Source organism: Novosphingobium sp. BL-S-21, from assembly GCF_055521655.1.
This window is the reverse complement of sequence record NZ_CM145496.1, coordinates 546,007-569,560: the sequence shown is the minus strand read 5'-3', so window position 1 is coordinate 569,560 and position 23,554 is coordinate 546,007. Positions and strand designations below refer to the sequence as shown.

24 protein-coding genes are annotated in these 23,554 nt (G+C 64.6%); 13 read left to right on the top strand and 11 right to left on the bottom strand.

Features of this window, described 5'->3' with window-relative positions; all coding sequences use genetic code 11:
- From gshB to rsmI, 3 genes are all read right to left on the bottom strand, one after another.
- The gene (gene gshB, locus ACZ1J6_RS11090; RefSeq protein WP_431568614.1) at positions 1-987 is read right to left on the bottom strand and encodes a glutathione synthase; all 987 of its coding nucleotides are present in this window, start codon (positions 985-987) and stop codon (positions 1-3) included.
- Positions 988-1,123: 136 nt separating this feature from the next.
- Positions 1,124-1,498 carry a YraN family protein gene (locus tag ACZ1J6_RS11085; RefSeq protein ID WP_431568615.1) on the bottom strand — a complete coding sequence of 125 codons (375 nt, stop codon included), beginning with the start codon at positions 1,496-1,498 and terminating at the stop codon, positions 1,124-1,126.
- Positions 1,495-2,322: a 16S rRNA (cytidine(1402)-2'-O)-methyltransferase gene (gene rsmI, locus ACZ1J6_RS11080; RefSeq protein ID WP_134092881.1), complete on the bottom strand. Its 828-nt coding sequence runs from the start codon at positions 2,320-2,322 to the stop codon at positions 1,495-1,497. The genes ACZ1J6_RS11085 and rsmI overlap by 4 nt, the downstream gene beginning before the upstream one ends.
- 41 nt (positions 2,323-2,363) lie before the next feature.
- Here rsmI and ACZ1J6_RS11075 point away from each other — a divergent pair, with 41 nt between their 5' ends.
- Entirely contained in the window at positions 2,364-3,521 is a 1,158-nt protein-coding gene (locus ACZ1J6_RS11075) for a penicillin-binding protein activator (protein ID WP_431568616.1), read from the top strand.
- A 103-nt stretch (positions 3,522-3,624) separates the two neighbouring features.
- Complete coding sequence (gene parE / locus ACZ1J6_RS11070) at positions 3,625-5,622, top strand: DNA topoisomerase IV subunit B (RefSeq protein WP_431568617.1); 1,998 nt, start codon at positions 3,625-3,627, stop codon at positions 5,620-5,622.
- A 28-nt stretch (positions 5,623-5,650) separates the two neighbouring features.
- Here parE and ACZ1J6_RS11065 read toward each other — a convergent pair whose 3' ends face one another.
- The 3 genes from ACZ1J6_RS11065 to ACZ1J6_RS11055 form a co-directional block, all read right to left on the bottom strand.
- Positions 5,651-6,187 carry a hypothetical protein gene (locus tag ACZ1J6_RS11065; RefSeq protein WP_465128089.1) on the bottom strand — a complete coding sequence of 179 codons (537 nt, stop codon included), beginning with the start codon at positions 6,185-6,187 and terminating at the stop codon, positions 5,651-5,653.
- A 203-nt stretch (positions 6,188-6,390) separates the two neighbouring features.
- Positions 6,391-7,107, bottom strand: a complete 717-nt coding sequence (locus ACZ1J6_RS11060; protein ID WP_132262707.1) for an NYN domain-containing protein — start codon at positions 7,105-7,107, stop codon at positions 6,391-6,393.
- Positions 7,108-7,122: 15 nt separating this feature from the next.
- Positions 7,123-8,307 (bottom strand): glycosyltransferase family 87 protein, encoded by a 1,185-nt coding sequence (locus ACZ1J6_RS11055; RefSeq protein WP_431568619.1) that lies wholly within the window; start codon positions 8,305-8,307, stop codon positions 7,123-7,125.
- Between the two features lie 168 nt (positions 8,308-8,475).
- Here ACZ1J6_RS11055 and ACZ1J6_RS11050 point away from each other — a divergent pair, with 168 nt between their 5' ends.
- Genes ACZ1J6_RS11050 through ACZ1J6_RS11035 form a run of 4 tightly spaced genes read left to right on the top strand, consistent with a single transcriptional unit; the run spans position 8,476 to position 11,413 of the window.
- A complete protein-coding gene (locus tag ACZ1J6_RS11050) occupies positions 8,476-9,321 on the top strand; it encodes an AAA family ATPase (protein WP_314465214.1) in 846 nt (281 codons plus the stop codon).
- Between the two features lie 6 nt (positions 9,322-9,327).
- The gene (locus ACZ1J6_RS11045) at positions 9,328-9,759 is read left to right on the top strand and encodes a GFA family protein (RefSeq protein ID WP_431568620.1); all 432 of its coding nucleotides are present in this window, start codon (positions 9,328-9,330) and stop codon (positions 9,757-9,759) included.
- A gap of 58 nt (positions 9,760-9,817) precedes the next feature.
- On the top strand, positions 9,818-10,999 hold the full coding sequence (locus ACZ1J6_RS11040; RefSeq protein WP_314465210.1) for a vWA domain-containing protein: 1,182 nt from the start codon (positions 9,818-9,820) through the stop codon (positions 10,997-10,999).
- A 6-nt stretch (positions 11,000-11,005) separates the two neighbouring features.
- Positions 11,006-11,413 carry a hypothetical protein gene (locus tag ACZ1J6_RS11035; protein ID WP_431568621.1) on the top strand — a complete coding sequence of 136 codons (408 nt, stop codon included), beginning with the start codon at positions 11,006-11,008 and terminating at the stop codon, positions 11,411-11,413.
- Here the strand turns inward: ACZ1J6_RS11035 and ACZ1J6_RS11030 are convergent.
- Positions 11,407-12,603: an exo-beta-N-acetylmuramidase NamZ family protein gene (locus tag ACZ1J6_RS11030; protein WP_431568622.1), complete on the bottom strand. Its 1,197-nt coding sequence runs from the start codon at positions 12,601-12,603 to the stop codon at positions 11,407-11,409. The genes ACZ1J6_RS11035 and ACZ1J6_RS11030 overlap by 7 nt on opposite strands.
- Positions 12,600-13,136, bottom strand: a complete 537-nt coding sequence (locus ACZ1J6_RS11025; protein WP_132262693.1) for a DOMON-like domain-containing protein — start codon at positions 13,134-13,136, stop codon at positions 12,600-12,602. The genes ACZ1J6_RS11030 and ACZ1J6_RS11025 overlap by 4 nt, the downstream gene beginning before the upstream one ends.
- A 148-nt stretch (positions 13,137-13,284) precedes the next feature.
- Between ACZ1J6_RS11025 and tyrS the strand changes: the two genes are divergently transcribed.
- The 6 genes from tyrS to ACZ1J6_RS10995 all read left to right on the top strand — a co-directional run bounded on the left by tyrS (position 13,285) and on the right by ACZ1J6_RS10995 (position 20,257).
- Positions 13,285-14,514 (top strand): tyrosine--tRNA ligase, encoded by a 1,230-nt coding sequence (tyrS, locus tag ACZ1J6_RS11020; protein WP_431568623.1) that lies wholly within the window; start codon positions 13,285-13,287, stop codon positions 14,512-14,514.
- Positions 14,515-14,693: 179 nt separating this feature from the next.
- Positions 14,694-15,032, top strand: coding sequence for a PilZ domain-containing protein (locus tag ACZ1J6_RS11015; RefSeq protein ID WP_132264087.1), 339 nt, complete (start codon positions 14,694-14,696; stop codon positions 15,030-15,032).
- Positions 15,033-15,222: 190 nt separating this feature from the next.
- A complete protein-coding gene (locus ACZ1J6_RS11010; protein ID WP_465128088.1) occupies positions 15,223-17,268 on the top strand; it encodes a TonB-dependent receptor in 2,046 nt (681 codons plus the stop codon).
- Positions 17,269-17,331: 63 nt separating this feature from the next.
- The gene (locus tag ACZ1J6_RS11005) at positions 17,332-18,639 is read left to right on the top strand and encodes an MFS transporter (RefSeq protein ID WP_132262687.1); all 1,308 of its coding nucleotides are present in this window, start codon (positions 17,332-17,334) and stop codon (positions 18,637-18,639) included.
- Positions 18,636-19,553, top strand: coding sequence for a cysteine synthase A (gene cysK / locus ACZ1J6_RS11000; protein ID WP_132262685.1), 918 nt, complete (start codon positions 18,636-18,638; stop codon positions 19,551-19,553). Before ACZ1J6_RS11005 ends, cysK begins: the two co-directional genes overlap by 4 nt.
- Before the next feature lie 2 nt (positions 19,554-19,555).
- Positions 19,556-20,257, top strand: a complete 702-nt coding sequence (locus ACZ1J6_RS10995; protein ID WP_431568625.1) for a dienelactone hydrolase family protein — start codon at positions 19,556-19,558, stop codon at positions 20,255-20,257.
- Positions 20,258-20,312: 55 nt separating this feature from the next.
- On the opposite strand, the gene ACZ1J6_RS10990 is transcribed toward ACZ1J6_RS10995, so the two are convergent.
- From ACZ1J6_RS10990 to ACZ1J6_RS10980, 3 genes are all read right to left on the bottom strand, one after another.
- Positions 20,313-20,645, bottom strand: a complete 333-nt coding sequence (locus ACZ1J6_RS10990) for a hypothetical protein (protein ID WP_166675157.1) — start codon at positions 20,643-20,645, stop codon at positions 20,313-20,315.
- A gap of 457 nt (positions 20,646-21,102) precedes the next feature.
- A complete protein-coding gene (gene hisI / locus ACZ1J6_RS10985) occupies positions 21,103-21,480 on the bottom strand; it encodes a phosphoribosyl-AMP cyclohydrolase (protein ID WP_132262681.1) in 378 nt (125 codons plus the stop codon).
- Between the two features lie 373 nt (positions 21,481-21,853).
- Complete coding sequence (locus ACZ1J6_RS10980) at positions 21,854-22,621, bottom strand: ComF family protein (protein ID WP_431567977.1); 768 nt, start codon at positions 22,619-22,621, stop codon at positions 21,854-21,856.
- Between the two features lie 122 nt (positions 22,622-22,743).
- Between ACZ1J6_RS10980 and ACZ1J6_RS10975 the strand changes: the two genes are divergently transcribed.
- Positions 22,744-23,502: a methyltransferase domain-containing protein gene (locus ACZ1J6_RS10975; protein ID WP_431567976.1), complete on the top strand. Its 759-nt coding sequence runs from the start codon at positions 22,744-22,746 to the stop codon at positions 23,500-23,502.
- Positions 23,503-23,554: the final 52 nt, after the last annotated feature.

Here is a 23,554-nt window from a genome sequence, read left to right as displayed (position 1 = left end):
TTACATCGCCGCGTGGCGGGCCTCGATCGCATCCCAGATCTTTGCCCCGGTGTCGGTACCGTTGAAGCGATCGATGGCGACGATTCCCGTCGGCGAGGTCACATTGATTTCGGTCAGCCATTTTCCGCCAATCACGTCGATACCCACGAAAACAAGGCCTCGTGCCTTGAGTTCCGAACCGAGCGCTGCGCAGATTTCCTCTTCCGCCGAAGTGAGGCCGGCGGCCTCCGCCGATCCGCCCACCGCGAGGTTGGAGCGAAACTCGCCGGCTCCGGGCTTGCGGTTGATGGCGCCCGCGAATTCGCCGTCGACCAGGACGATCCGCTTGTCGCCCTCCGCCACGTCGGGGAGGAAAGGCTGGACCATGAACGGCTCGACCCAGGCATTTTCGAACATCTCGATCAGCGCGCCAAGATTGCTGCCATCGGCGGGCACGCGGAACACCGCCTTGCCGCCATTGCCGTGAAGCGGCTTGATCACGAGGTCACCGCCGAAGCCCGCCTCGACATTGCGCTGCTGGAACAGGCGCACATCCTCGATGCGGCGCGCAATGAAGGTCGGCGGCATGAAGCGCGCATAGTCGAGCACGAAGACCTTCTCGGGCGCATTGCGAACCGAGAGGGGGTCGTTGACCACAAGGGTCTGCCCGGCAAGCCGTTCCAGCAGATGGGTGGCAGTGATGTAACCAAGGTCGAAAGGCGGATCCTGCCGCATCAGCACCACATCGATATCGGCGACGAGGTCGATCAGGCGATACTCGCCGCGCGTGAAATGGGCGCCTTCCACGCGCTGCACCGTGATCGGCGCGCCCCAGCAGGTCAGCCGCCCGGCGGCACCCGAGGAGGCGTCATAAGCCAGCGTGCGCACATCGTAATGGAACAGTTCGTGCCCGCGCGCCTGCGCCGAGAGCATGAGCGCGAACGAGGAATCGCCCGCGATCTTGATCGATTCCAGCGGGTCCATCTGAACGGCGATGCGTAAGGTCATGAAAAGTCTGGTCCTCGCGGATATGTACCGAGCGGTATCTTTCGGAAAGGCGGCTTAATCAAATTCGGCGGCGGGTGCGAATGGTTTCGAGCCAGTCCTGCATCTTTGCCGACGGACCGAAACCCTGCGGCGGAATTCAGGCGCCCGGCTGCCACGCATTGACGATGCGGCGCGGCCAGCAGCGCGGTGCCAGCAGCAATACGTCGATCCGCAAGCTGTCGCCCGGCTTCTGGTATCGATGCGCGACGGACTCGGCGGCGGCCGCCACGCGGCGCAGCCGGTAATGATCGATGGCAGTGTCGAGATCGGCGCGCCGCGCACGCCATTTCACTTCGACGAAACAGAGCGTCCGTCCGCGGCGGGCCACGATATCCACTTCGCCGCGCGCGGTCTTCACGCGCCTCGCCCGGATGCTCCAGCCCGTCATCCGCAAGTACCATGCGGCCAGCGCCTCTCCCCGGCGCCCTTGCCGCTCCGCCTCTGCGCGCGACTTGCCGCGGCCCTGGCTCACTTGAGTTCCATGGCCCGGGCGTAAAGCGTCTTGCGGTCGAGCCCGGTGGCTTTGGACACGCTGGCCGCCGCCTGCGACGGCTTGGCGATGGCCAGCTCCGCACGCAGCATCGCGTCCACGTCGACTTCACCGATCGGCTCGTCGCCCGGCGGCGCCACCAGAAGCACGATCTCGCCCTTCGGAGGATGGGCCGCATAATGGGCGATGAGTTCGTCGGGCGTGCCGCTGCGGCATTCCTCGAACTTCTTGGTCAGTTCGCGCGCTACCGCCACTTCGCGTCCGGGAAGCACCGCGCCGATCGCTGCCAGCGCATCGTCCAGGCGCGGCGCCGTCTCGTAGAAGATCAGCGTGGCCGGGACTTTCGCAAGGTCGGACAGCACCGTCTCGCGCGCCTTGGCCTTGTTGGGCAGGAACCCGGCGAAGAGGAAACGGTCGTTCGGCAAGCCCGAGAGCGTCATCGCCATGACCGCGGCATTGGCCCCCGGCAGGCTGGTGACGGGGATGCCCCGCTCCCGCGCGATCTTGACGAGCCGATAGCCCGGATCGGAGATCAGCGGCGTACCGGCGTCGCTGACGAGCGCGACCGGCTCGCTTTCCATCAGTGCCAGCAGACGCTCGCGGTCGCCCTCGCCTGCGTGGTCGTCGTAGCGGATCATCTTCTGCTTGATGCCCAGGTGGTGCAGCAGCTTTCCGGTGATGCGGGTATCCTCGCAGGCAACCGCGCTCACGCCCTTGAGAATCTCCACGGCGCGGAAGGTAATGTCCCCAAGGTTGCCAATCGGGGTTGCCACTATGTAGAGGCCTGAGGTGAGAATGTGTTCCATCGCAGGGACTCATGGCCCAAGCACTATGGGAGCGGCAAGCAATGTTCTATGATCGCCTGAACCGGCGCACTCTTTTCGCGGCGGCAGCGATGGCAGCTCTGGCGGGCTGTGCCGTGGTACCCAAGGCCCCTGCGCCGGCCCCCGCGCCCGCTCCGACGCCTTCCGAAAGCGAAATTCCCACCGATACCGAGCGTCACCGCGTTGCCCTGCTGGTGCCGACCACCGGCCCGAATGCCGGCGTCGGCCAGTCGCTGGCCAATGCGGCGAACATGGCGCTGCTCGACACGGGCGCCAAGAACCTGCGCATCACGACTTACGACACCGGCACCAATCCCGGCGAGGCCGCGCGCCGCGCCATAGCCGACGGCAACAAGCTGATTCTCGGCCCGCTGCTTTCCGACGACATCGCCTCGGTCGCGGCTGTCGCCAAGCCCGCCAAGGTGCCGCTGATCTCGTTCTCCAACGACGAGAAAGCCGCCACCAGGGACGTCTTCATCATCGGCAACCTGCCCGGCCAGTCGATCGCCCGCACCGTGACGTATGCCCGCGGCAAAGGCATCTCCACTTTCGCCGCGCTCGTTCCCAAGGGTGACTATGGCGAACGCGTGAGCAGTTCCCTGCTTGCATCGGTGCGCGATGGCGGCGGCTCCGTCGTCGCCATGGAGACTTACGATCGCTCGGCAGCCTCGATCAGCGCTGCGGCGGGACGGATCAAGGCTAAGGCCGGCTATGGCGCGCTGCTCATCGCCGACAGCGGCAGCCTTTCGGCCAAGGCCGCCGTGTCCTACCGCGCGGCCGGTGGCGGCGCCGGTGTGCGCCTGCTCGGCACAGAACTCTGGGGCGGCGAACGCGAACTGGCGACCAGTCCTGCTCTCAACGGAGCATGGTTCTCCACCGTGTCCGACGTCCGCTTCGCGCAGTTCGCCAAGAGCTATCGCAGCCGCTTCGGTGCCGCACCGTTCCGCATCGCGACACTGGGATACGATTCCGTGCTGCTGACCCTGCGGGTTGCGCGCGACTGGGTGCCGGGCAAGGCCTTCCCGACGACCGAAATGCTCGATCCCGGCGGCTTCCTGGGTGTGGACGGACCGTTCCGCTTCGGCCGCACCGGCCTGATCGAACGCGCACTGGAAGTGCGGGCGGTCGAAGGCGGCGCCGTCAAGGTCATCAGCGCCGCGCCCAGCGGTTTCGCCAAGTAATTCCGCCCCTTTCCGGTGGAAAGGATCAGACAGCGAACATCTCTTTGCGGATAAGCCTAAACCCGTGCTTGATCGCGGGTTTAGGCGCCCTATAGTCCCGCTCATGTCCGATGACCTGTTCGACAAGCTCCCGTCTTCGGGCGGGGAATCCTACGATGGTTCCGCGATCGAAGTGCTGGAGGGGCTGGAGCCTGTCCGGCGCCGTCCCGGCATGTACATCGGCGGCACCGATGAGCGCGCGCTTCACCATCTCGCGGCCGAAGTGCTCGACAATGCGATGGACGAAGCCGTCGCCGGACACGCCAACCGCATCGAGGTGACGCTGGACGAAGGCAACAGCCTGACCATCACCGACAACGGCCGCGGCATCCCGGTGGACGAGCATCCCAAGTTCCCCGGCAAATCGGCGCTGGAGGTCATTCTTTCCACCCTGCACTCGGGCGGCAAGTTCTCGGGCAAGGCCTATGCCACTTCGGGCGGCTTGCACGGCGTGGGCATTTCGGTGGTCAACGCCCTTTCCAGCCTCACGCGCGTCGAAGTGGCCCGTAACAAGGAGCTTTTCGCGCAGGAGTTCTCGCGCGGACAGACGCTTGGCCCGCTCCAGAAGGTCGGCGCGGCGCCCAATCGCCGCGGCACCGCCGTCAGCTTCACGCCGGACACCGAGATTTTCGGCGACCAGCAGTTCAAGCCGGCGCGCCTGTTCAAGCTGGTTCGCTCCAAGGCCTACCTCTTTGCCGGCGTGGAAATCCGCTGGAAATGCGCGCCCTCGCTGGCTTCGGACGACGTTCCTGCAGAAGCGACGTTCCAGTTCCCCGGCGGCCTGGCCGATCACCTGGCCGAGCAGATCGGCGCGCGCGAATGCGTGACCACGCAGGCCTTCTCAGGCACGCAGGATTTCCCGCGCGGCGATGACGGCTCCGAACAGGGCCGCGTCGAATGGGCGATCGCCTGGCCGCTCTATTCCGACGGTTCCTATTCCTGGTACTGCAACACCATCCCGACGCCCGATGGCGGCACGCACGAACAGGGTCTGCGCGCCGCGCTGACCAAGGGCATTCGCGCCTTCGCGGACCTGGTGGGCCAGGCCAAGAAGGCCAAGGACATCACGCCGGACGACGTGGTGACCGGCAGCGAAGTCATGCTCTCGGTCTTCATCCGCGACCCCCAGTTCCAGAGCCAGACCAAGGACCGCCTGACCAGCCCCGAGGCCGCGCGCCTCGTGGAAGCGGCGATCCGCGATCACTTCGACCATTTCCTCACCGACAATCTCGAACGCGGCAAGGCCCTGCTCGGCGCGGTGATGGAGCGTATGGACGATCGCCTGCGCCGCAAGGCGGAGCGCGAGGTCAAGCGCAAGACGGCTACCAATGCCCGTAAGCTGCGCCTGCCCGGCAAGTTGACGGACTGTTCGGGCGAAGGCCCGGGCGAAACCGAACTCTTCATCGTCGAAGGCGATTCGGCAGGCGGCTCGGCCAAGCAGGCGCGCAATCGCAAGACCCAGGCGATCCTGCCGATCCGCGGCAAGATCCTCAACGTCGCATCCGCCACGGCCGACAAGATCCGCGGCAATTCGGAAATCGCCGATCTCGGCCTCGCGCTCGGTTGCGGCACCCGCAAGGACTGCAACGCCGACAACTTGCGCTACGACCGCGTGATCATCATGACCGACGCCGACGTGGACGGCGCACATATCGCCACGCTGCTGATGACCTTCTTCTTCCAGGAGATGCCGGACATCGTGAAGCGCGGCCACCTCTACCTCGCGCAGCCGCCGCTTTACCGCCTGACTGCCGGTTCGACTTCGGCCTATGCCCGCGACGATGCCCACCGCGCCGAACTGGAAGCGACCGTTTTCAAGAACAAGAAAGTGGAAGTCGGCCGGTTCAAGGGCCTTGGCGAGATGAACCCCGGTCAGCTGCGTGAAACCACCATGGCGCCGGAAAGTCGCTCGCTGATCCGCATTACCTTGCCGCCCGAATACGAGGGCCGCGCCGCGGTGAAGGACCTGGTCGACCGCCTGATGGGCCGCAATCCCGAACACCGCTTCATGTTCATCCAGAACCGTGCGGGCGAAATCGATCCGGAACTGATCGACGCCTGAGGCGCCGATCAGTCCGATCCATCGCGACCTACTTGGCCGCTACCGGCGTCGCCGCCAACAGGGCCGGTTCGGCGGGAACCGCAACCGCAACCGGCTCGATCACCTTCGCCACGGTCGCATAAGCGACGTCTTCGTCAAGGAAGCCTTTGACCGCCGATCCCGAGGCGATGAAGGCGCTGGTCCCGGTGGTCAGGAATCCGGCGATCGGCACGAGGGCGACAGCAGCGACTACGCCCCCGGTCCCGGTAACGCCTTTATCGTCGAAAGTGCCGGACAGCCTGATGTTTCGGTCATTGAGCCGGAGCGAAAGAACCCGGGCACCGATGTATCCGGACTTGCCCCACATGCCCTTGTTGCGCACTTCGGTGATCTCGGCGACGGCGGGGGTTCCCGCCGGTATCACGACAACGCCGTTCCGCTCGATATTCGCGGCCACTTCCATCTGCACGCGCTGCCCCACGCGAAGAGCCTTTTTCTTGGTCGTCAGTTCCTCGCGCGTGATCAGCGGCACTTCCATCCCCGCACGAAGAACATTGTCCGATACCGGCGCGAGTGCGATCGCCACGTGCTGCGGCGCTGCGAGAGGCGCGGCGTCCGTGGACGGCGTGGATTGTGCATGACTTGCGCACGCGGCCCCCATCAGCAGGCAAAAGCCTGCCAAATACTTCGATTTCATCGATAGTCCCCCTGAGAGGCAAAAATGCCCTCAAGCGGAGCCTAAATTCGTGGCCGCGAGGAAGTCAATTTGAGAAAGATCCACGATCCCCCTCACCGCACGCGCTTGAGGAACAATCCGCTCTCGCGTTTTTCCGTGGCGAAGTTGGGAAGTGTCTGCACCAGTTCGGACAATCGGGAAAAACCGTAGCTGCGGGCATCGAAGCTGGAGCGATTGGCCACGCGCTGGCCGACTTCGGAGAGGCTGGCGAAGCCCTGCTCGTCTCGTTTGCTCGCCTTCCAGGCCTCACCGAGCAATTTGACCAGTTCTTCGTCTATCGCGGGCTTGGCGGTTTCGTTTGCCGTTTCCACGGCGTCGCTGTCCGGCAAGGCGTCGAGATCGATGAAGCGGGTGCAAGCCTCGCGAAAGGCTTCGGGCGTGCGGGAAGAACCAAAACCATAGACCGGCGTGCCGTTCTGGCGGATGCGGATCGAAAGCGGCATGAAATCGCTGTCGCTCGACATGATGCCGAACCCGTCCACTTGCCCGCCATAGAGCAGGTCCATGGCGTCGATCGTCATTTTCATGTCGGTGGCATTCTTGCCCTTGGTCAGGTCGAATTGTTGCTGCGGTTCCAGCGCATGGCGATGGACCAATTTCGACCAGCCCTTGAGCGCAGGCTTGCTCCAGTTGCCGTAGATCCGCCGGACATTGACGGTGCCGAGATCGCCCAGGATGGTCAGCGCCGCGTCGAGGTTGGCGGGGGAGGCGTTATCGGCGTCGATCAGCAAAGCGATATTACGGCCGATGCGGGGCTTTGGCTCTGGCAAAGGGCAGTTCCTTCCTCAGGACGTGACAGCCGCGCGCTCCTGGTAAGCGGGCGCGGCTCGGCGCCAGATTATGACGAAGAAGAATGCCAGGACCAGCGGCATGATCGGAAAATGGAGATTGAGCGCCAGCGGCCGGGCCAGTGCCGGGCCGGCGAAGGCCAGGAACAGGGCGCAGCGTTCCCAGTCGCGAAAACCGCGGCGGAGGCCCTCTCCTGCAAGCCAGAGCATGGGGAACGCCAGGATCACCATATCGTAATCGAGGACATAGGGCGTCGCGAGGGGCGCGCCCGCCAGCATCAACGCCGCCAGTCCCGCGGACCATTGCCGGCGCCAGGACGCCTGGAGCACGAGCACCGCTGCAGCCAGCGTCACGGCGCCCTGCACCGTATAGCTCAGCGCCATGGGGGCACCGAGCAGCCGCAGCGCCGCAAAGGGGCTCATCATCTTGCCATAGCCGATCTGGCCATAGGCCATGGCCGTTTGGGCCCTCTCGCTCGCACCCACCCAGTCCGCCCAGGCATGCGGGCCGAACGCGCCGGCGGACAGCAGCGCCAGCGCGATCGCCGTCGCGCCGGCCGCGGCGATGACCCGCCATTGCCCGGTCGCCAGCAGGACAAGAGGCAGCAGCAACCCGAATTGCGGCTTGATCGTCGCCAGACCGAACAGCGCACCGGCCAGCAGCGGCCGGGTCGGAACCAGCCATGCGCCAAGGCCGAGCAGTCCTGCCACGAGGAAAGCCGTCTGTCCGTGAGTGACGACGATGGGCACGGCGGGAAAGGCCGCAAACAGCAGCCAGAGCGGGAGACCCGTCCCGGCTCCGGCCCACCAGCGACGGACGGCAGAAAGGTAGAAGGCGCCGGTCGCGGCCACCCAGAGAGCCAGCGCGGGGAAATAGGCAAGCCAGCCGAGCGGCCAGCAGAACGGCAGGAACGACGGGGGATAGTAGAATGCGGTATAAGCGCCTTCCGCCGAGAAATAGGTGCGCTGCGCCGCGATATGCGCCGCGCCGTCGTAGGGATTGCCATGCGCGACCAGCATGTGCCCGGTCGTCCAGAAGCTGATGAAATCGCTGCCGAGCAAGTAGCCGTTGGCATCCACCCCGTTGTGCGAAGTGGCCACCAGCCAGACGATCATGACCAGGTTGATCACGGCAAACAGCCGCAGATAGGCGCCGACGCGCGGCGCGTTCAACCAATCCATACGTTTCAGGAATTCAGCCCCCATCGCGCCTGTCTGCAACGCCCCGGCGGCTAAGTCCATGGCGCGGTGGGGGTAGGCGCCTCGGTGCTTGCCATGTTGCGCCGCAAAACTTAGAGATTAACCGGGCGGTTAAGGAATTGCCCCGGGATTTCGCCGAAGGGACAGGACATGCAGCGTTTCGAAGGCACCAGCAGCTACGTCGCCACGGACGATCTCAAAGTCGCCGTGAACGCCGCCGTCCTGTTGCGCCGCCCGCTTCTGGTGAAGGGAGAGCCCGGCACCGGCAAGACCGTGCTGGCCGAGCAGATCGCCGCCTCGATGAATGCGCCGCTGATCACCTGGAACGTGAAGTCCACCACCAAGGCGCACCAGGGCCTTTACGAATACGACGCGGTCGGCCGCCTGCGCGACGGGCAGCTGGGCGATGCGCGGGTCCACGATATCAACAACTACATCCGCAAGGGCAAGCTCTGGGAGGCGTTCACTTCGCCTCGCCTGCCCGTGCTGCTGATCGATGAGATCGACAAGGCCGACATCGAATTTCCCAACGACCTCCTGGCCGAACTCGACCGCATGGCGTTCGACGTTTATGAAACCGGCGAGCATGTCGCCGCCGCCGAGCGGCCGGTCGTCGTCATCACCTCGAACAACGAGAAGGATCTGCCGGACGCCTTCCTGCGCCGCTGCTTCTTCCACTACATCAAGTTCCCCGATCGCGAGACGATGCAGGCCATCGTCGACGTGCATTTCCCCGGGATCCAGAAGACCCTGGTGACCAGGGCGATGGAGGTGTTCTACGAGCTGCGCGAAGTGCCCGGCCTCAAGAAGAAGCCCTCCACCAGCGAGCTGCTCGACTGGCTCAAGCTCCTCTTGAGCGAGGACATGCCGCTGGAAATATTGCAGAACCAGGACGCGACCAAGGCGATCCCACCGCTGCATGGGGCCTTGCTGAAGAACGAACAGGACGTCATGCTGTTCGAAAGGCTCGCCTTCATGGCGCGCCGCGGGAACTGACAGGCCATGAGCGCTCCCTATCTCGGCAGTTGTGCCTGCGATGCCGTCTCGCTGACGGTTTCGGGCGAGCCCATCGCCACGCGCCAGTGCTGGTGCCGCCAGTGCCAGCAGCTTGCGGCAGGCGGTCCGACCAACAACGCGATCTTCAAGGTGGAGGACGTGTCGCTGGATGGAGAACTCGGATCCTCCGTCTGGACTGCGGCAAGCGGCAATACACTCACGTTCCACTTCTGCCCGAAATGCGGCACCCAGATCTACGCGCAGAGCTCGGCGCGTCCGCATCTGATGACCATACGCCTCGGCGCGCTTGCTGCCGGTCACGGCTTGCGGCCGGAAGCGGTGATATGGACCGAAGACGCGCCGGAATGGGCCATTTTCGATGAGACTCTCGAAACCTGGTCGCGCCAACCGCCCCCGCCCCCGCCCCCCTCCACGTGAGTAAGCGCCACCGCCTGGCAGCCCCCGGGCGCGATCGGCCTCTTCGGGAGCGTTGCACATGCTGCTGAACTTCATCGAGGAACTGCGCGCGGCGGGCATTCCGGCCTCGCTCAAAGAGCACCTCGTGCTGCTGGAAGCGCTTGAAAGGGATGTCATCGAACGCACCCCGGAGGCGTTCTACTTTCTCAGCCGCGCTACTTTCGTGAAGGACGAAGGCCTGCTCGACCGCTTCGACCAGGTGTTCCAAAAGGTCTTCAAAGGTGCCCTCAGCGACTATGGCCAAGCACCTGTCGCCATCCCGGAAGATTGGCTGCGCAAAGTGGCCGAGCGCTACTTCTCCGACGAGGAGATGGAGCAGATCAAGGCGCTCGGTTCCTGGGACGAGATCATGGAGACGCTCAAGAAGCGTCTGGAGGAACAGGAAAAACGCCACTCCGGCGGCAACAAGTGGATCGGTACCAACGGCACTTCGCCATTCGGCCATTCGGGCTACAATCCCGAGGGTATCCGCATCGGCGGCGAAGCCAGGCATGGCCGGGCCATAAAGGTCTGGGAAAAGCGCGAATTCGCCAATCTCGACAACACGCGTGAACTCGGCACCCGCAACATCAAGGTCGCCCTTCGCCGTCTCCGCCGCTTCGCGCGCGAAGGCGCTGCCGAGGAACTGGACCTTGAGGAAACGATCCACGGAACCGCGAAGCAGGGTTGGCTGGACATCCGCATGCGGCCCGAGCGGCACAATGCCGTCAAGGTCCTGCTCTTCCTGGACGTCGGCGGATCGATGGATCCCTATATCGAACTGATGGAAGAGCTGTTCAGCGCCGCCAGTGCCGAATTCAAGAACATGGAGTTCTTCTATTTCCACAACTGCCTCTACGAAGGGGTGTGGAAGGACAATCGCCGCCGCTGGTCGCAGCGCACGCCGACCTGGGACCTGCTTCACAAGTTCGGCCACGACTACAAGGTGATCTTCGTCGGCGACGCCGCGATGAGCCCCTACGAGATCAGCCATCCCGGCGGTTCGGTGGAGCACATGAACGAGGAAGCGGGCGCCGTCTGGCTCGGCCGCGTCGCGCAGACTTATCCTGCAACGGTGTGGCTCAATCCGGCGCCGGAGCATCAGTGGAACTATTCGAGTTCGACCCGCATGATCCGCGACCTGATGGGCGGCGCGATGTTCCCCCTGACGCTGGACGGGCTGGACGCGGCGATGAAGCAGCTCACCCGCAAGAAGGGCTGAAAGCGCTTGCCTGTCTGCCGCGCCGGGCAGATCATCGTGTCGAAGCGGCGGACACCGCCGGTGGGCTCACGGACGAAGGACTTCGTGACTATGCACAAGCTGGTTCTGATCACGACGATCGCTGCGATGACGGTGGCCGCCAGCCCGGCCAAGGTTCCTGTAACGGCCGATGCGGCGCAGGCCGCCTGCAATAGGACGATCCAGCAAGCCAACGCCGCAGCAGGACACCGGCCGCCGCATCCTGCTGCGCCCGGAAAATCAGCCTTGATCCAGCCGGACATGATCCAGCCTGAAGTGATCCGGGCCCTCGACAAGCGAGTGGCGGGCTGCCCCGTACTCGTCAGCCTGGACGGCAGGATGACCCCGCCGCCCGCTTATTCCGACGCGCCCGCCCGCCTCGCGCCTGCTCAGTAAAGCAGGAGATCGGCGATTTCGGCCTTCCAGGCGGCTTCGTCCCGGCCGGCGATCAGGTCGAGATCGCCAGGCAGCGCGGCAGGGTCGTCAACCCATTCGCGCAGCGCCGGACCGCCGTTGATCACATCGATGGCAAGGCGCTGGAATTCGTATTCGTAGGGGAAGTCCCGCCAGATCGGATAGTCGGGATAGAGTTGGCGAATGGCCTTGAATGCCAGCGCCTGGAGGCGCCAGGGCCGGAAGGCATGATGATCGTAGAACTTGCCCTCGGCATGGATCATCAGCCCGCTGCACAGCGTTCCGGCATGCTTGTGGAACGTCGGTTCGAACCAGCATTCCCGAACCGCGCAGCCGGCCAGCCATTCCGGCGCGATCCGCTGCATCGCTGACAGGACGGCCTTGGCGTCGATATCGGGCGCTCCGAACAGTACTTCCAGCGGCCGGGTGGTGCCGCGTCCTTCCGAAAGCGTCGCGCCTTCCAGCATGACGGTGCCCGCATAGGCACGCGCCATGTTGAGGTTGGCGGCATTGGGGCTGGGATTGATCCAGATGCGGCTCTCCGGCCATCCGAACCCGGGGCCGTCCGGCTCCCATCCGCTCATCTCGATCACGCGATATTCCACATCGAGTTCGAAGCGACGCACGAACCAGAGCCCCATCTCGCCCAGGGTCAGCCCGTGCCGCATCGGCATCGGTCCCGCACCGACGAAGCTTTCCTGCCCCGGCAGCAGGGTCGTTCCTTCCACGGGGCGGCCCGCCGGGTTGGGACGGTCCAGCACCCATACGGCTTTGCCCTGCTCGGCCGCAGCTTCGAGCAGGTAGAGCAGCGTAGTCACGAACGTGTAGATGCGGCAGCCAAGGTCCTGAAGGTCGAAGAGGAAGACATCGGCGCCCGCCATCATCTCCGGGCTGGGGCGGCGCACTTCGCCGTAGAGGCTGTAGACGGGAATGCCGTAGACTGGGTCCAGCTCATTGGCCGTCTCGACCATGTTGTCCTGCTTGTCGCCCTTCAGTCCGTGCTGCGGGCCGAAAGCGCAAGCCACGTTGATACCCGCCGCGATCAGCGCATCAAGCGAATGGACGAGGTCCTCGGTGACGGAGGCGGGATGCGCGACAAGCGCGACGCGCTTGCCTTCAAGGGGCGCGCGCAGTTCTGGGTCTGCCAGGAGGCGATCGATACCGAATTTCATGAGGCGGTGGGTGCCGCAAGCTCGAGCGTGAAGCAAGCCGGATCGTGGAAGTCCGGCGCATCGGCGCTGTGGGTAAGCGACCAGTAGCTTTTCACTCCCCCCTCCTCTTCGATCACCGCCGTGAAGCCGCAGCGAAGCGGGGCTTGCGGGAGGCCCGCTGCCGGAATGGCCGCATCGAAAACCGCGATGTCCGAGCCCTTGCGCATCGCGCATTCCGGCTCGCGCGGGAGGGGGCGCTCGATCATGCCCTCGCGTCGGCCGGAGAAATCGTAGGCGTTCCAGCGCTCGGAAGGCGAAAGGTTGAACTCGGTATAGCCGCGGCTTTCCGGCTGGCGCAGGAACAGTTCGAAGCAGGTCGTCTGCCAGAGGTCGTCCGCCCTGCCTTTGCCCGCAAATGGCGGAACCACGACTTTGCCCGCGCCCAGAATGCGCCAGCGGACACGCAGCCAGCTGGCGTCGAACCCGATCACGCGGGTTTCGATGGAGCGGACGAGAAGCGAGGGATGTGCCGGGTGGCAGGTCAGTTCGGCCATGCGCGCATGCCTAGAGGGCGCGCGCGCCTGCTGGCAATGCGGATTCGGCCGGAACGCGCCGCAAGGCGACCAACCGCTTCATCTTGCGCCTCGCGCGTGCTAGGCGCGCGGGCTCCGATCCATCCAAGCCAAGAAGCACTGGGCCATCATGACCTACAATTCCTCCCTGCTCCGCACGCTCGAAGAGCGCGGCTACATCCACCAGATGACGGACGCCGAGGGTCTCGACGCCCTTGCCGCCAAGCAGGTCGTGCCTGGATATATCGGCTTCGACGCCACGGCGGCGTCGCTTCACATCGGCAGCCTGGTGCAGATCATGATGCTGCGCCGCCTGCAGCAGACCGGCCACAAGCCGATGGTGCTCATGGGCGGCGGCACCACCCGCATCGGCGATCCCACCGGCCGCGACGAGAGCCGCAAGATGCTTTCGGACGAGACGATCGCCACCAATATCGAGGGCATCTTCTCGATCTTCTCGCGCCTGCTGAAGTTCGGCGACGGGCCGACCGATGCCGTCATGGTCAACAACCACGACTGGCTGGGGCAGCTCGGCTACATCCAGCTGCTTCAGGAAGTGGGCACGCATTTCACGGTCAATCGCATGCTGTCCTTCGACTCGGTGCGCCTGCGCCTGGAGCGCGAGCAGCCGATGACCTTCCTCGAATTCAACTACATGATCCTGCAAGGCTACGACTTCCGCCATCTTTCCCGGAACGAAGGCGTTCGTCTGCAGATGGGCGGCTCCGACCAGTGGGGCAATATCGTCAACGGGATCGAGCTGTCCCGCCGCATGGACGGTCAGGAAGTCTTCGGCCTCACTACGCCCCTGCTCACCACGGCCGACGGCGCGAAGATGGGCAAGTCCGCTTCCGGCGCGGTCTGGCTGAACGAGGACATGCTGCCGTCCTACGACTTCTGGCAATACTGGCGTAACTGCGACGACCGCGATGTTGGCAAGTTCCTGCGCCTGTTCACTGACCTGCCGCTGGACGAGATCGCGCGCCTGGAAACCCTCGAAGGCGCGGCGATCAACGATGCCAAGGTCGTGCTGGCCAACGAAGTGACCCGGCTCTGCCGCGGCGAGGATGCCGCAGTGGCGGCGGAAGCGACGGCGAAGACCACTTTCGCGGGCGGCGGGCTTGGAGACGACCTGCCGACGCTGGCCGTAACCGGCGAAGGCATCCGCCTGGGCGCGGCGCTGACCGAACTCGGCTTCACGGCTTCCAATGGCGAAGCCAAGCGCAAGATCGCAGAAGGCGCCGTCAAGATCGACGATGCGCTGATGGACGATCCGGCGTTCCTGATCGAAGTCGGTCCCGGTGAAACGCGTAAGCTTAGTCTAGGCAAGAAGAAGCACGCAATTCTCAGGGGTGCATAACTACGTAATGGTTTGCTAACATGATTGAACTAAGGCGCTCCGGTTCCCGTAACCGGGGCGCTTTAACGCAAGAGCGGCACATTTTGCCGCCTATGACTGGCAAAAAGCGAACGAATTTACCGTTTCTTTGCCATTTTGATGCACTGTCCTTGCTCACGGTCACAACAGGGGCAATAGAGATGACTGCAGGAGCGCAGCTCACTGTAACCGACAAACGTCGCGCGGCGCGGCACCCCGTCGATTACCCGGTGATTGCGGAGCACCGCCAATTGGGCGACCTGCATCTGCACATCGTCAATCTCTCGGCCCAGGGTTTCATGTCCCAGGGCGACCTTCCGCTCGAGCGCGGGGAACGCCTGGTGATGCGCCTGCCGGTGATCGGCCGGATCGAGGCTCATCTGATATGGGCGCATGAAGGACGCGCGGGCTTCCAGTTCGAACGGATCATCCGCATCGACGACTTCCTGAAGCTGGTGGACACCGTTCAGCCGAACCCTCGCTTGCGCCCCCGGCGCTGAGGCGGAAGACCGACCGCCTGCTTTCGGCCGAACATTCGCTTCATCGCATTCATGGCTCGCTTCGTCGGCTGGCAACATTTCAGAATTGATATGTTATAACCTCGCAATTAGCCGGTTGGCCATGACGCTCCCAACCGCCCGAATCGCACTGCTGGTCACCGCCGGCGCCCTTTCCACGATATTGGCGGCAATGCCTGCTTCCGCGCAGGCTGTCGGGGCGCAAGCGACCGCACCTGTCGACGGCGATGGCCATCCCCAGGAAGCCGGTCCGGAAATCATCGTCACCGGCCGCCTGATCTCCGGCAATGCCGATCCCATCGCCGCGCCGGTCGTTCTCTCAGGCGAAGCGCTGACCCGCGACCTCAAGCCGCAGATCGGCGAAATGCTTGCCAGCCTGCCGGGCGTGTCCAGCAGCGGTTTCGCGCCGGGTGTGTCAAGGCCGGTCCTGCGCGGGTTCGACGGTCCGCGCGTCCAGGTCCTGCTCGACGGCATCGGTTCGCTCGATGCCTCGTCGGTCTCGGCCGACCACGCCGTCTCGCTCGATACCCTCAATGTCGAGCGCATCGAAGTGCTCCACGGCCCGCGCGTCCTGCTCTATGCCAGCGACCCTTCGGGCGGCGCGGTCAATGCCGTGGACAAGCGCATTCCGCGCAAGGTGCCGGACAAGGCCTTCACCCTGGACGCGCTGGGATCCTTCGGCACGGCCGCCAATATGGTCAACGGCGGCATCACCACCGACGTCCGGCTGGCAAGCCGCCTCGTCGCCCATTTCGATGCATCCTACTATCACAGCGACGACCTCCACGTCGGCGGCTATGTCCTGTCGCCCGAACTGCGCGCGGAGACCCTGGCGCAGGCAAGCACCCTGTCCGATGCCGGGGACCTGACCGGCGCGGCCACGCTGACCCAGCAGGCCAATCGCCGCGGCAAGATCGCCAACAGCGGCACCGAAGGCTGGACCCTCGGCGGCGGCCTCGCCTTCATCGACGACGGCGGCGACATCGGCGTTTCCGTCCAGCGCCTGGCCAACGACTATGGCATCCCGCCGCGCCCCTCCACCGATCCAAGCGCGACCAGCATCTCGCTGCGCCAGACCCGCGTCGACTTGCGCGCCGGCCTCAATCTCGAAGGCTTCCTCAAGCGGCTGGAAGTGCGCGGCGCTTATGGCGACTATGAGCATGCCGAAATCGAGGGTGGCGACATCGGCACCCAGTTCCACAACAAGGCCGTCGAAGTTCGTCTTCAGGCAGACCAGGCCAAGCGCGGGATCTGGAGCGGTTCGACCGGCGTGCAATACTCTTCGGCCCAACTCGACATCGCCGGTGACGAGAAGCTGCTGCCGAACAACAACACCGACCGCCTTGCCCTCTTCACCCTGCAGCGTCTCGAAGTGGGCCAATTCGACATCGAAGGCGCACTGCGTTACGAAAATACCCGGATCGACACGGTTCCGGCCGACCAGCATCGCAATTTCGACCAGTATTCCGGCGTGGCCGGCCTCGCCTGGCATCCCATCGATACCGTGACGCTCTCGGTGAACTATTCGCACGGCGAGCGTGCTCCGTCCGCTGAAGAGCTGTTCGTCGACGGACTGCACGATGCCACCCAGTCCTACGAGCGCGGCAATCCGAACTTCACGGTGGAGCGGAGCGACGGCATCGAGGCTGGCGTGCGCTACAACGGCGGGGATATCGCCGGTTCGGTCACGGTGTTCGGCACGAACTTCTCGAACTTCATCACCGCCGTGCCGACCGGCGAAGTGATCGAGGATTTCCCGGTCTATCAGTACCTCCAGGCCCCTGCCCGCTTCCGCGGCATCGAGGCCGAGGGCGGCGTGACATTCGCCCGCTGGGGCGGCGACAAGGCGATCAAGGCCGATGGCGGCGTGGACTATACCCATGCCCGTCTCGTCGACATGGGCCCTGTTCCGCGGATTCCGCCCCTGCGCGCCCGCGGCGGCGTGGAATTCGATTCGTCCGCCTTCACCTTGCGCGGCGAAGTGGAATGGAATGCCAGGCAGACCCGCGTGACCGAGAATGAAAACCCCACGAGCGCGTTCACGCTCGTCAACGCCAGCGCCACCTGGCGGCCCTTCGGCGAGCAGGGCCCGCTCTCGCTCATCCTCGCGGCGGACAACCTTCTGGACGTGACCGGACGCCTGGCCGCTTCGGAAACGCGCGACTTCGTACCCATCGCCGGGCGTGACGTGCGGATCACCGCGCGGTTTACTTATTGATCCCAAACATAAGCTATCGCTGCGCATGAGCGGCATGTCTTGGCAATGCTTTGACATGCTGCCATGCAGCAAGCCGTGAGTACCATCGACACTTCCAGCCCTTCCGTGCTGCCAGAGCCCACCTCCCCGCTGCGCATTGCGGATTACCGCAAGTTCTGGCTAGCCCGCTTCGCCGTGGTGTTCGCCTCCACCGGCATGGTCGTCATCATCGGCTACCAGCTCTACGACGTGGCCCGCAGCGTTTACGGCATGTCGATTGCCGAGGCTTCGTTCCAGCTCGGCCTGCTTGGCTTCGCGCAGTTCCTGCCGATCTTCCTGCTGACCCCGGTAGCCGGCGTCATCGCCGACCGGTTCGACCGGCGCAAAGTGGCGGGAATAGCCATGTCGGTGGACATCCTGGTCGCCATCGGCCTGGCCCTGATCACCGAACTCGATCTGCGCAGCCTGCCGGTGCTCTATCTGTTCGCCGCGCTCCACGGCATCGCCCGCGTCTTCGTGAGCCCGTCGATGACGGCGATCGCGCCGAACATCGTGCCCACTTCGCTGATCCCGCGCGCCATCGCTTTCAACTCGATCGCCATCGAGGCCGGAACCATCATCGGCCCGGCAGCCTTCGGCTTCCTCTTCGCGCGCCATCACGCGATGCCCTACTGGATCGCGGCCGTGCTCATGGCCGTGGCCGCCTTCAGCATCACCAGCATCCGCAACCTGCCGCCCGTCCCCAAGGACGCGCGCCGCGACCATCCGGTCCGCCAGATCGTCGACGGTTTCCATTTCATCTGGCGCGAGCGCTTCCTGCTTGGCTGCATCACGCTGGACCTCTTCGCCGTTCTGCTCGGCGGCGCGACCGCGCTCATGCCGGTATTCGCGCGCGACATCCTCCATGTCGGACCCGAGGGCCTGGGTCAGATGCGCGCCGCGACGGCGGCCGGTGCCGCTATCGTCGCCGTCTGGCTCTCGTTCCGCCCCCTCGCCAAGAACGTGGGCGTGAAGATGCTGCTCTCGGTCGCGGCCTACGGCGCCATGACCGTGGGCTTCGGCCTCTCGCGCAGTTTCGCTGTGTCGCTGGGCTTCTTGGCGCTGCTCGGTGCGGCGGACATGATCTCGGTCTTCATCCGCAGTTCCCTGGTCCAGCTTCGCACCCCGGACGACAAGCGCGGAAGGGTCTCGGCCATTTCCGGCCTCGCCATATCCGCCTCGAACGAGCTGGGCGAGATGCAGTCCGGCGTGGCCGCGGCCCTGCTGGGCGCGACCGGGGCTGTTGTTTTCGGTGGCGGCGCTGCCATAGTCATTACCGCAATCTGGGCCTGGAGCTTTCCCGAGATCCGCCGTGCCCGCACCTTCGCACCACGATGGGAGCATGAACAATGAAGGCCGACAGCATTCTCGCCACGATCGGGAATACGCCGCATATTCGCCTCTCGCGCCTGTTCCCGGACCATGAAGTCTGGGTAAAGGCAGAGCGCACGAACCCCGGCGGTTCGATCAAGGACCGCATCGCGCTCGCCATGGTCGAAGCCGCCGAAGCCGATGGCACGCTGAAGCCGGGCGGCACCATCATCGAGCCGACTTCGGGCAATACCGGGATCGGCCTGGCCATGGTCGCGGCGGTCAAGGGCTACAAGCTCGTGCTCGTCATGCCCGAATCGATGTCGATCGAGCGTCGCCGCCTGATGCTGGCCTATGGCGCCAGCTTCGACCTCACCCCGCGCGAAAAGGGCATGAAGGGCTCGATCGAGCGCGCCAAGGAGCTGCTCGACACGATCCCCGGCTCGTGGATGCCGCAGCAGTTCGAAAATCCGGCCAATGTCGCGGTCCATGTCGCGACCACCGCGAAGGAAATCCTGGCCGATTTCGCGGACAGCCCGATCGACGTGCTGATTACCGGCGTCGGCACCGGCGGCCACCTCACCGGCTGCGCGGAAACCCTCAAGCAGAGCTGGCCTTCGCTCAAGGCCTATGCCGTCGAACCCACGCTCTCCCCGGTGATTTCCGGCGGGCAGCCCGGCCCCCATCCGATCCAGGGCATCGGCGCCGGCTTCGTCCCTGCCAATCTCCATACCCAGTCCATCGACGGCGCGCTCCAGGTAGACCCGGCCGATGCCAAGGATTGGGCGCGCCGCTGCGCTACCGAGGAAGGCATGCTGGTAGGTATCAGCTCGGGCGCGACGCTGGCCGCCATCGCCCAGAAGCTGAAGGAGCTGCCCGCAGGCAGCCGCGTGCTCGGCTTCAACTACGACACCGGCGAGCGCTATCTCTCGGTGCCGGACTTCCTTCCGGAGTAATCATGCTCGAAACGATTGCCTACAGCCACGCCGGTCAGGATCTGACCGGCCATTTGGCGCGTCCCGAAGCCACGCCTCGCGCGGCCGTGATCCTGTTCCCGACGATCGCCAACTTCAACGCGGCGATGGAACGGCGCGCGAAGATGCTCGCGGACCTCGGCTACCTCACCCTGGTTTCGGACTTCTACGGGGAGCCTGTCGCCAGCTTCGAAGCGTCCTTCCCGATGGCGGAGAAGCTGCGTTCGGACAATGCACATTACCGCGGCCGTATCGACGCTGCCATCACGGCCCTGCGCAGCCTCCCCGAAACGGCGGGGCTGCCGATGCTCGGCATCGGGTACTGCATGGGCGGACAGGCCGTTCTGGAAGCGGCGCGCGGCGGACAGGACCTGGTCGCGGCCGTGAGCTTCCACGGCACCCTTGCGACCGCGGCGCCCGCAGAACCGGGCGCGGTCAAAGCGCGTATCCTGGTCTGCCACGGAGACGCCGATCCCCTCGTCCCGCGCGAGCAGGTCGTCGGTTTCTGGGATGAGATGGATCGTGCCGAAGCGAACTGGCATTTCCATGCCTATTCCGGCGTTCGCCATGGCTTCACCGATCCGGGAAGCGACGAACGGGGCATGGCCGCCATCGGCTACGATGCCAGCGCCGACCGTCAGAGCTGGGCCGCGATGCTCAGTCTTTTCGACGAAGTTCTAGGATAACTACTTTAAAGCCGTGGCCGCCCCGAAGGGCGGCCACGGTGGTCAAATCACCGGCTCAGCAGCCGTGCGACTTGCCGCCATCGTCATCGCCCCAGCCACCATGGCCATGACCGTTGTCATGTCCGTGGCCGTGACCGTTGTCGTGGCCCCAGCCCCAGCCGGGCTTGCCCCAACCCCAGTTGGGCTTGCCCCAACCGGAACCAGGCTTACCCCAACCCCAACCGGGCTTGTTCGAACCCCAGCTGGGCTTGCCCCAACGGTCGTTGCCGCGATCGTTACCGCGACCCCAGTTGTCACCCCGGCCCCAGCCGGAGTTCTTGCTGGAACTCTTGGACGAGTCCGAGGTGTGGAAGTTGCTGGAGGACGAGCTCGGCCTCTGATCTGCCATTGCGGCGGTTGGTGCTGCTACGAGCCCCACCACCATGGCAGCAATCAACGCTTTATGCTTCATTGATGCTTCCCTTCCATTCATGCGCCCCAGGCGCCTGACAAGGCCACCCATCTCCGCCCGGTTCGCCTCCGAAAGTCGGCGACCCGGAAGCCGGCAGGGCCACGACCCGGTGCATGGGGCACGGAGCACCGACCAAAGTCCCTGCCAATCAACGATTTTTCTCGTAGGACGGGCACGACCGAAGACGGTCCTTGCACCCTGTCGTCCGGGATAGTTCATTGGCGAGAGACGTCTTGCGAGCCGATTGCGATGATCCGTCCGCTCCGTCCGCTCAATGGTGACCTGTAGAACATGCTGATTCTTTGGTTAATTTTGAAATCGGCCGATAAGTGCATGTTCTTAAGGGAAGAGGTGCTTTTCCTATACTGTAATTACTCAATCGATTGCTAACTGCTTAGTCGGAAACGCGAATCAAAGAATCGCCCGACAACTTCCTATAAAAGCAGCTTCGCGCCCCCGTATGGCAGGCCGGTCCTTCAGGCCGAACCCGCAGTTCCAGCGCATCCTGGTCGCAATCCACCCGGATGTCCTCGACACGCAGGAAATGGCCCGAGGTCTCTCCCTTCAGCCACAAGGTCCCGCGCGAGCGCGAGTGGAAATGGGCGAGCCCCGTTTCGAGCGTCTTTTCGAGCGCTTCCTGGTTCATGTAGGCCACCATCAGGATGTCCCGCGTCTGCGAGTCGACGGCTATGGCGATGAGCAGACCCTGCGCATCGAATCGCGGGAGGAAAGTAGTGCCCAGTTCGCGTTCGGCCTTGCTTGCTTCGGACATGACGGAAATTTCTCCGATTTGAATTCATTGGACGCGGTTGTTGCACGATAACCACAGCCGTTGACCAAAATCCTCGTAGCTTCGCCGTGCCTCTTTTCAACCCCGGGATTTCGTAGGAATGTCTGTCTGCAGCTGGGGGCTGCTGCTGACCCACAGGTCGCTGATACAAGCGCCACGGTTCAGGGAACAAGGCCGGAAAACTTTCGGGTGGTCTGGTTTCAGGTAATGAGGGATCGGGCCAGGCGGCCGACAGGGGGACCGCCGAACTGCTTTGCAGGGCTCAACAGTTTCGTCACGAGGACGCCCGGAGCCCAAAGTTCCGGGCGTTTTCGTTTGTGGCGACCCGGTAATTGCCGCCCTCTCCGGCGAAATCTCAAACCTCGGGCGGATTCGGTGATCGGCGCACAGGCTCCAACGCTTCGTCCAGCACCCGTGCAAAGCAGGCGATTACGACTTTTGCCGCTCCGGCCCGCTTGAGGCTGGATACGCAGGCCTCGCTCGTCGCGCCGCTCGTCAGCACGTCGTCGACCAGAATTACTTTCGCTCCCTTCAACATGGCTCTCCGGGACGGCCGCGCCGCTATGGCGCCGGACAGGACCTTGCGCCGCGCAGCCTTGCCCAGTCCGCCCAACGAAGGCGTCGCCTTGCGGCGATCCAGCAGATCGACGGCAAGGACGCCCCCGGTGATCCTTGCGATCTCGCGGGCCAGCTCGGCGGCCTGGTTATAGCCACGCCGCCAGATCCGCCAGCGATGGAGCGGTACGGGCACGATCAGCCATGTCTCGTCCACGAAAGCCAGCTTGGCGCTGACCAGCCTCGCCATCAGCCGGGCGTGCGAAATCCGATTGCCGTGCTTCAGAGCGAGCACGAGTTTGCGCGAGGCATCGTTGTAGAGCGTCCCCGCGGCGATGCCGTCGTGCCGCGGGGGCTCGCCCAGGCAAGGCGCACAAAGCGCGCCTTCGGGTATGCCGGCGCCGAACGGCCGGGAGCAGGCGATGCATGAGGGTTCTCCGGGTATTGCCAGTTCGCCCCAGCATGAAGCGCAAAGCCCCCCATGCGCGCTCAGCCCTGCTCCGCACAGCGGACATCGCGGCGGAAAGATCAGGTCGACAAGCGGATCGAAGGCACGAAAGAGAGACATCGGCGGCGAAGCTAGCCGCCGCATTTCGCTCTGCAAGCTACAAGGCGTTAACCCGCCATCTCGAACTGTAATTGCACGAAGTGCGATTGCACCGGACGGCGCAAAGCGGCAGGGGAGCGACCATGGCCAGCAAAGCTCCCCCCCGCATCTTCTCGTCCGCCCGCCGCCTCGCCGCCCGCCGCCGCGCGCTCACGCTCCAAAAGCAGCACGACGCACCGCAGTACCTTCACGACGACATGGTGGAAGACGTCCTCGAGCGCCTTTCCTTCCTACGCTTCGAGCCCGCCCGTGCGCTGGTCATCGGCGATTGGACCGGCGCACTGGCCGAGGCCCTGAACGCGCAGGGCGTCGCCGTGACGCAAGTGGAACCGGCGGAAGGCTTCGACGAGGAAGCCCCTTACCCATTCGAAGGTTTCGACCTCATCGCCAGTCTCGGCACGCTGGACACGGTCAACGACCTGCCGGGCGCCCTGGTCCACATCCGCAAGGCCCTGGCGCCGGGCGGGATGATGATCTCCAGCTTCCTTTCAGCGGGCAGCCTGCCGACCTTGCGCGATGTCATGCTGGCCGCCGACGGCGAACGTCCGGCCGCTCGGGTCCATCCCATGGTCGACGTGCGCGCGGGCGGACAACTGCTCCAGCGCACGCTTTTCGCGGACCCGGTGATTGACCAGCGCTCCTTGCAGGTCGGTTTCCGCAGCCTGGAGCGGCTCGTTGGCGACATCCGTGCCCAGGGTATCGGCGGCGTCCTGGCCGATGCGCCGCCACCCTTGGGAAAGGAAGCGCTGGCGCGCGCCCGTGAGGCCTTCGCTGCCGCCGGAGACGATGGCAGGACCGTGGAGCGGTTTGAAATTCTCACTCTATCTGGCTGGAAAAAGTAAGAAAAAGGCCGGGGAATACCCCGGCCTTTTCGTTTTCAGGGGCGAATGACGC

Excerpts from the sequence above, each read along its gene's own strand:
- gshB (WP_431568614.1), bottom strand. The coding sequence starts at position 987 with ATGACCTTACGCATCGCCGTTCAGATGGACCCGCTGGAATCGATCAAG.
- rsmI (WP_134092881.1), bottom strand. The coding sequence starts at position 2,322 with ATGGAACACATTCTCACCTCAGGCCTCTACATAGTGGCAACCCCGATT.
- ACZ1J6_RS11075 (WP_431568616.1), top strand. The coding sequence starts at position 2,364 with ATGTTCTATGATCGCCTGAACCGGCGCACTCTTTTCGCGGCGGCAGCG.
- parE (WP_431568617.1), top strand. The coding sequence starts at position 3,625 with ATGTCCGATGACCTGTTCGACAAGCTCCCGTCTTCGGGCGGGGAATCC.
- ACZ1J6_RS11055 (WP_431568619.1), bottom strand. The coding sequence starts at position 8,307 with ATGGATTGGTTGAACGCGCCGCGCGTCGGCGCCTATCTGCGGCTGTTT.
- ACZ1J6_RS11050 (WP_314465214.1), top strand. The coding sequence starts at position 8,476 with ATGCAGCGTTTCGAAGGCACCAGCAGCTACGTCGCCACGGACGATCTC.
- ACZ1J6_RS11045 (WP_431568620.1), top strand. The coding sequence starts at position 9,328 with ATGAGCGCTCCCTATCTCGGCAGTTGTGCCTGCGATGCCGTCTCGCTG.
- ACZ1J6_RS11040 (WP_314465210.1), top strand. The coding sequence starts at position 9,818 with ATGCTGCTGAACTTCATCGAGGAACTGCGCGCGGCGGGCATTCCGGCC.
- ACZ1J6_RS11030 (WP_431568622.1), bottom strand. The coding sequence starts at position 12,603 with ATGAAATTCGGTATCGATCGCCTCCTGGCAGACCCAGAACTGCGCGCG.
- ACZ1J6_RS11025 (WP_132262693.1), bottom strand. The coding sequence starts at position 13,136 with ATGGCCGAACTGACCTGCCACCCGGCACATCCCTCGCTTCTCGTCCGC.
- tyrS (WP_431568623.1), top strand. The coding sequence starts at position 13,285 with ATGACCTACAATTCCTCCCTGCTCCGCACGCTCGAAGAGCGCGGCTAC.
- ACZ1J6_RS11015 (WP_132264087.1), top strand. The coding sequence starts at position 14,694 with ATGACTGCAGGAGCGCAGCTCACTGTAACCGACAAACGTCGCGCGGCG.
- ACZ1J6_RS11010 (WP_465128088.1), top strand. The coding sequence starts at position 15,223 with ATGCCTGCTTCCGCGCAGGCTGTCGGGGCGCAAGCGACCGCACCTGTC.
- ACZ1J6_RS11005 (WP_132262687.1), top strand. The coding sequence starts at position 17,332 with ATGCAGCAAGCCGTGAGTACCATCGACACTTCCAGCCCTTCCGTGCTG.
- cysK (WP_132262685.1), top strand. The coding sequence starts at position 18,636 with ATGAAGGCCGACAGCATTCTCGCCACGATCGGGAATACGCCGCATATT.
- ACZ1J6_RS10995 (WP_431568625.1), top strand. The coding sequence starts at position 19,556 with ATGCTCGAAACGATTGCCTACAGCCACGCCGGTCAGGATCTGACCGGC.
- ACZ1J6_RS10990 (WP_166675157.1), bottom strand. The coding sequence starts at position 20,645 with ATGGCAGATCAGAGGCCGAGCTCGTCCTCCAGCAACTTCCACACCTCG.
- hisI (WP_132262681.1), bottom strand. The coding sequence starts at position 21,480 with ATGTCCGAAGCAAGCAAGGCCGAACGCGAACTGGGCACTACTTTCCTC.
- ACZ1J6_RS10980 (WP_431567977.1), bottom strand. The coding sequence starts at position 22,621 with ATGTCTCTCTTTCGTGCCTTCGATCCGCTTGTCGACCTGATCTTTCCG.
- ACZ1J6_RS10975 (WP_431567976.1), top strand. The coding sequence starts at position 22,744 with ATGGCCAGCAAAGCTCCCCCCCGCATCTTCTCGTCCGCCCGCCGCCTC.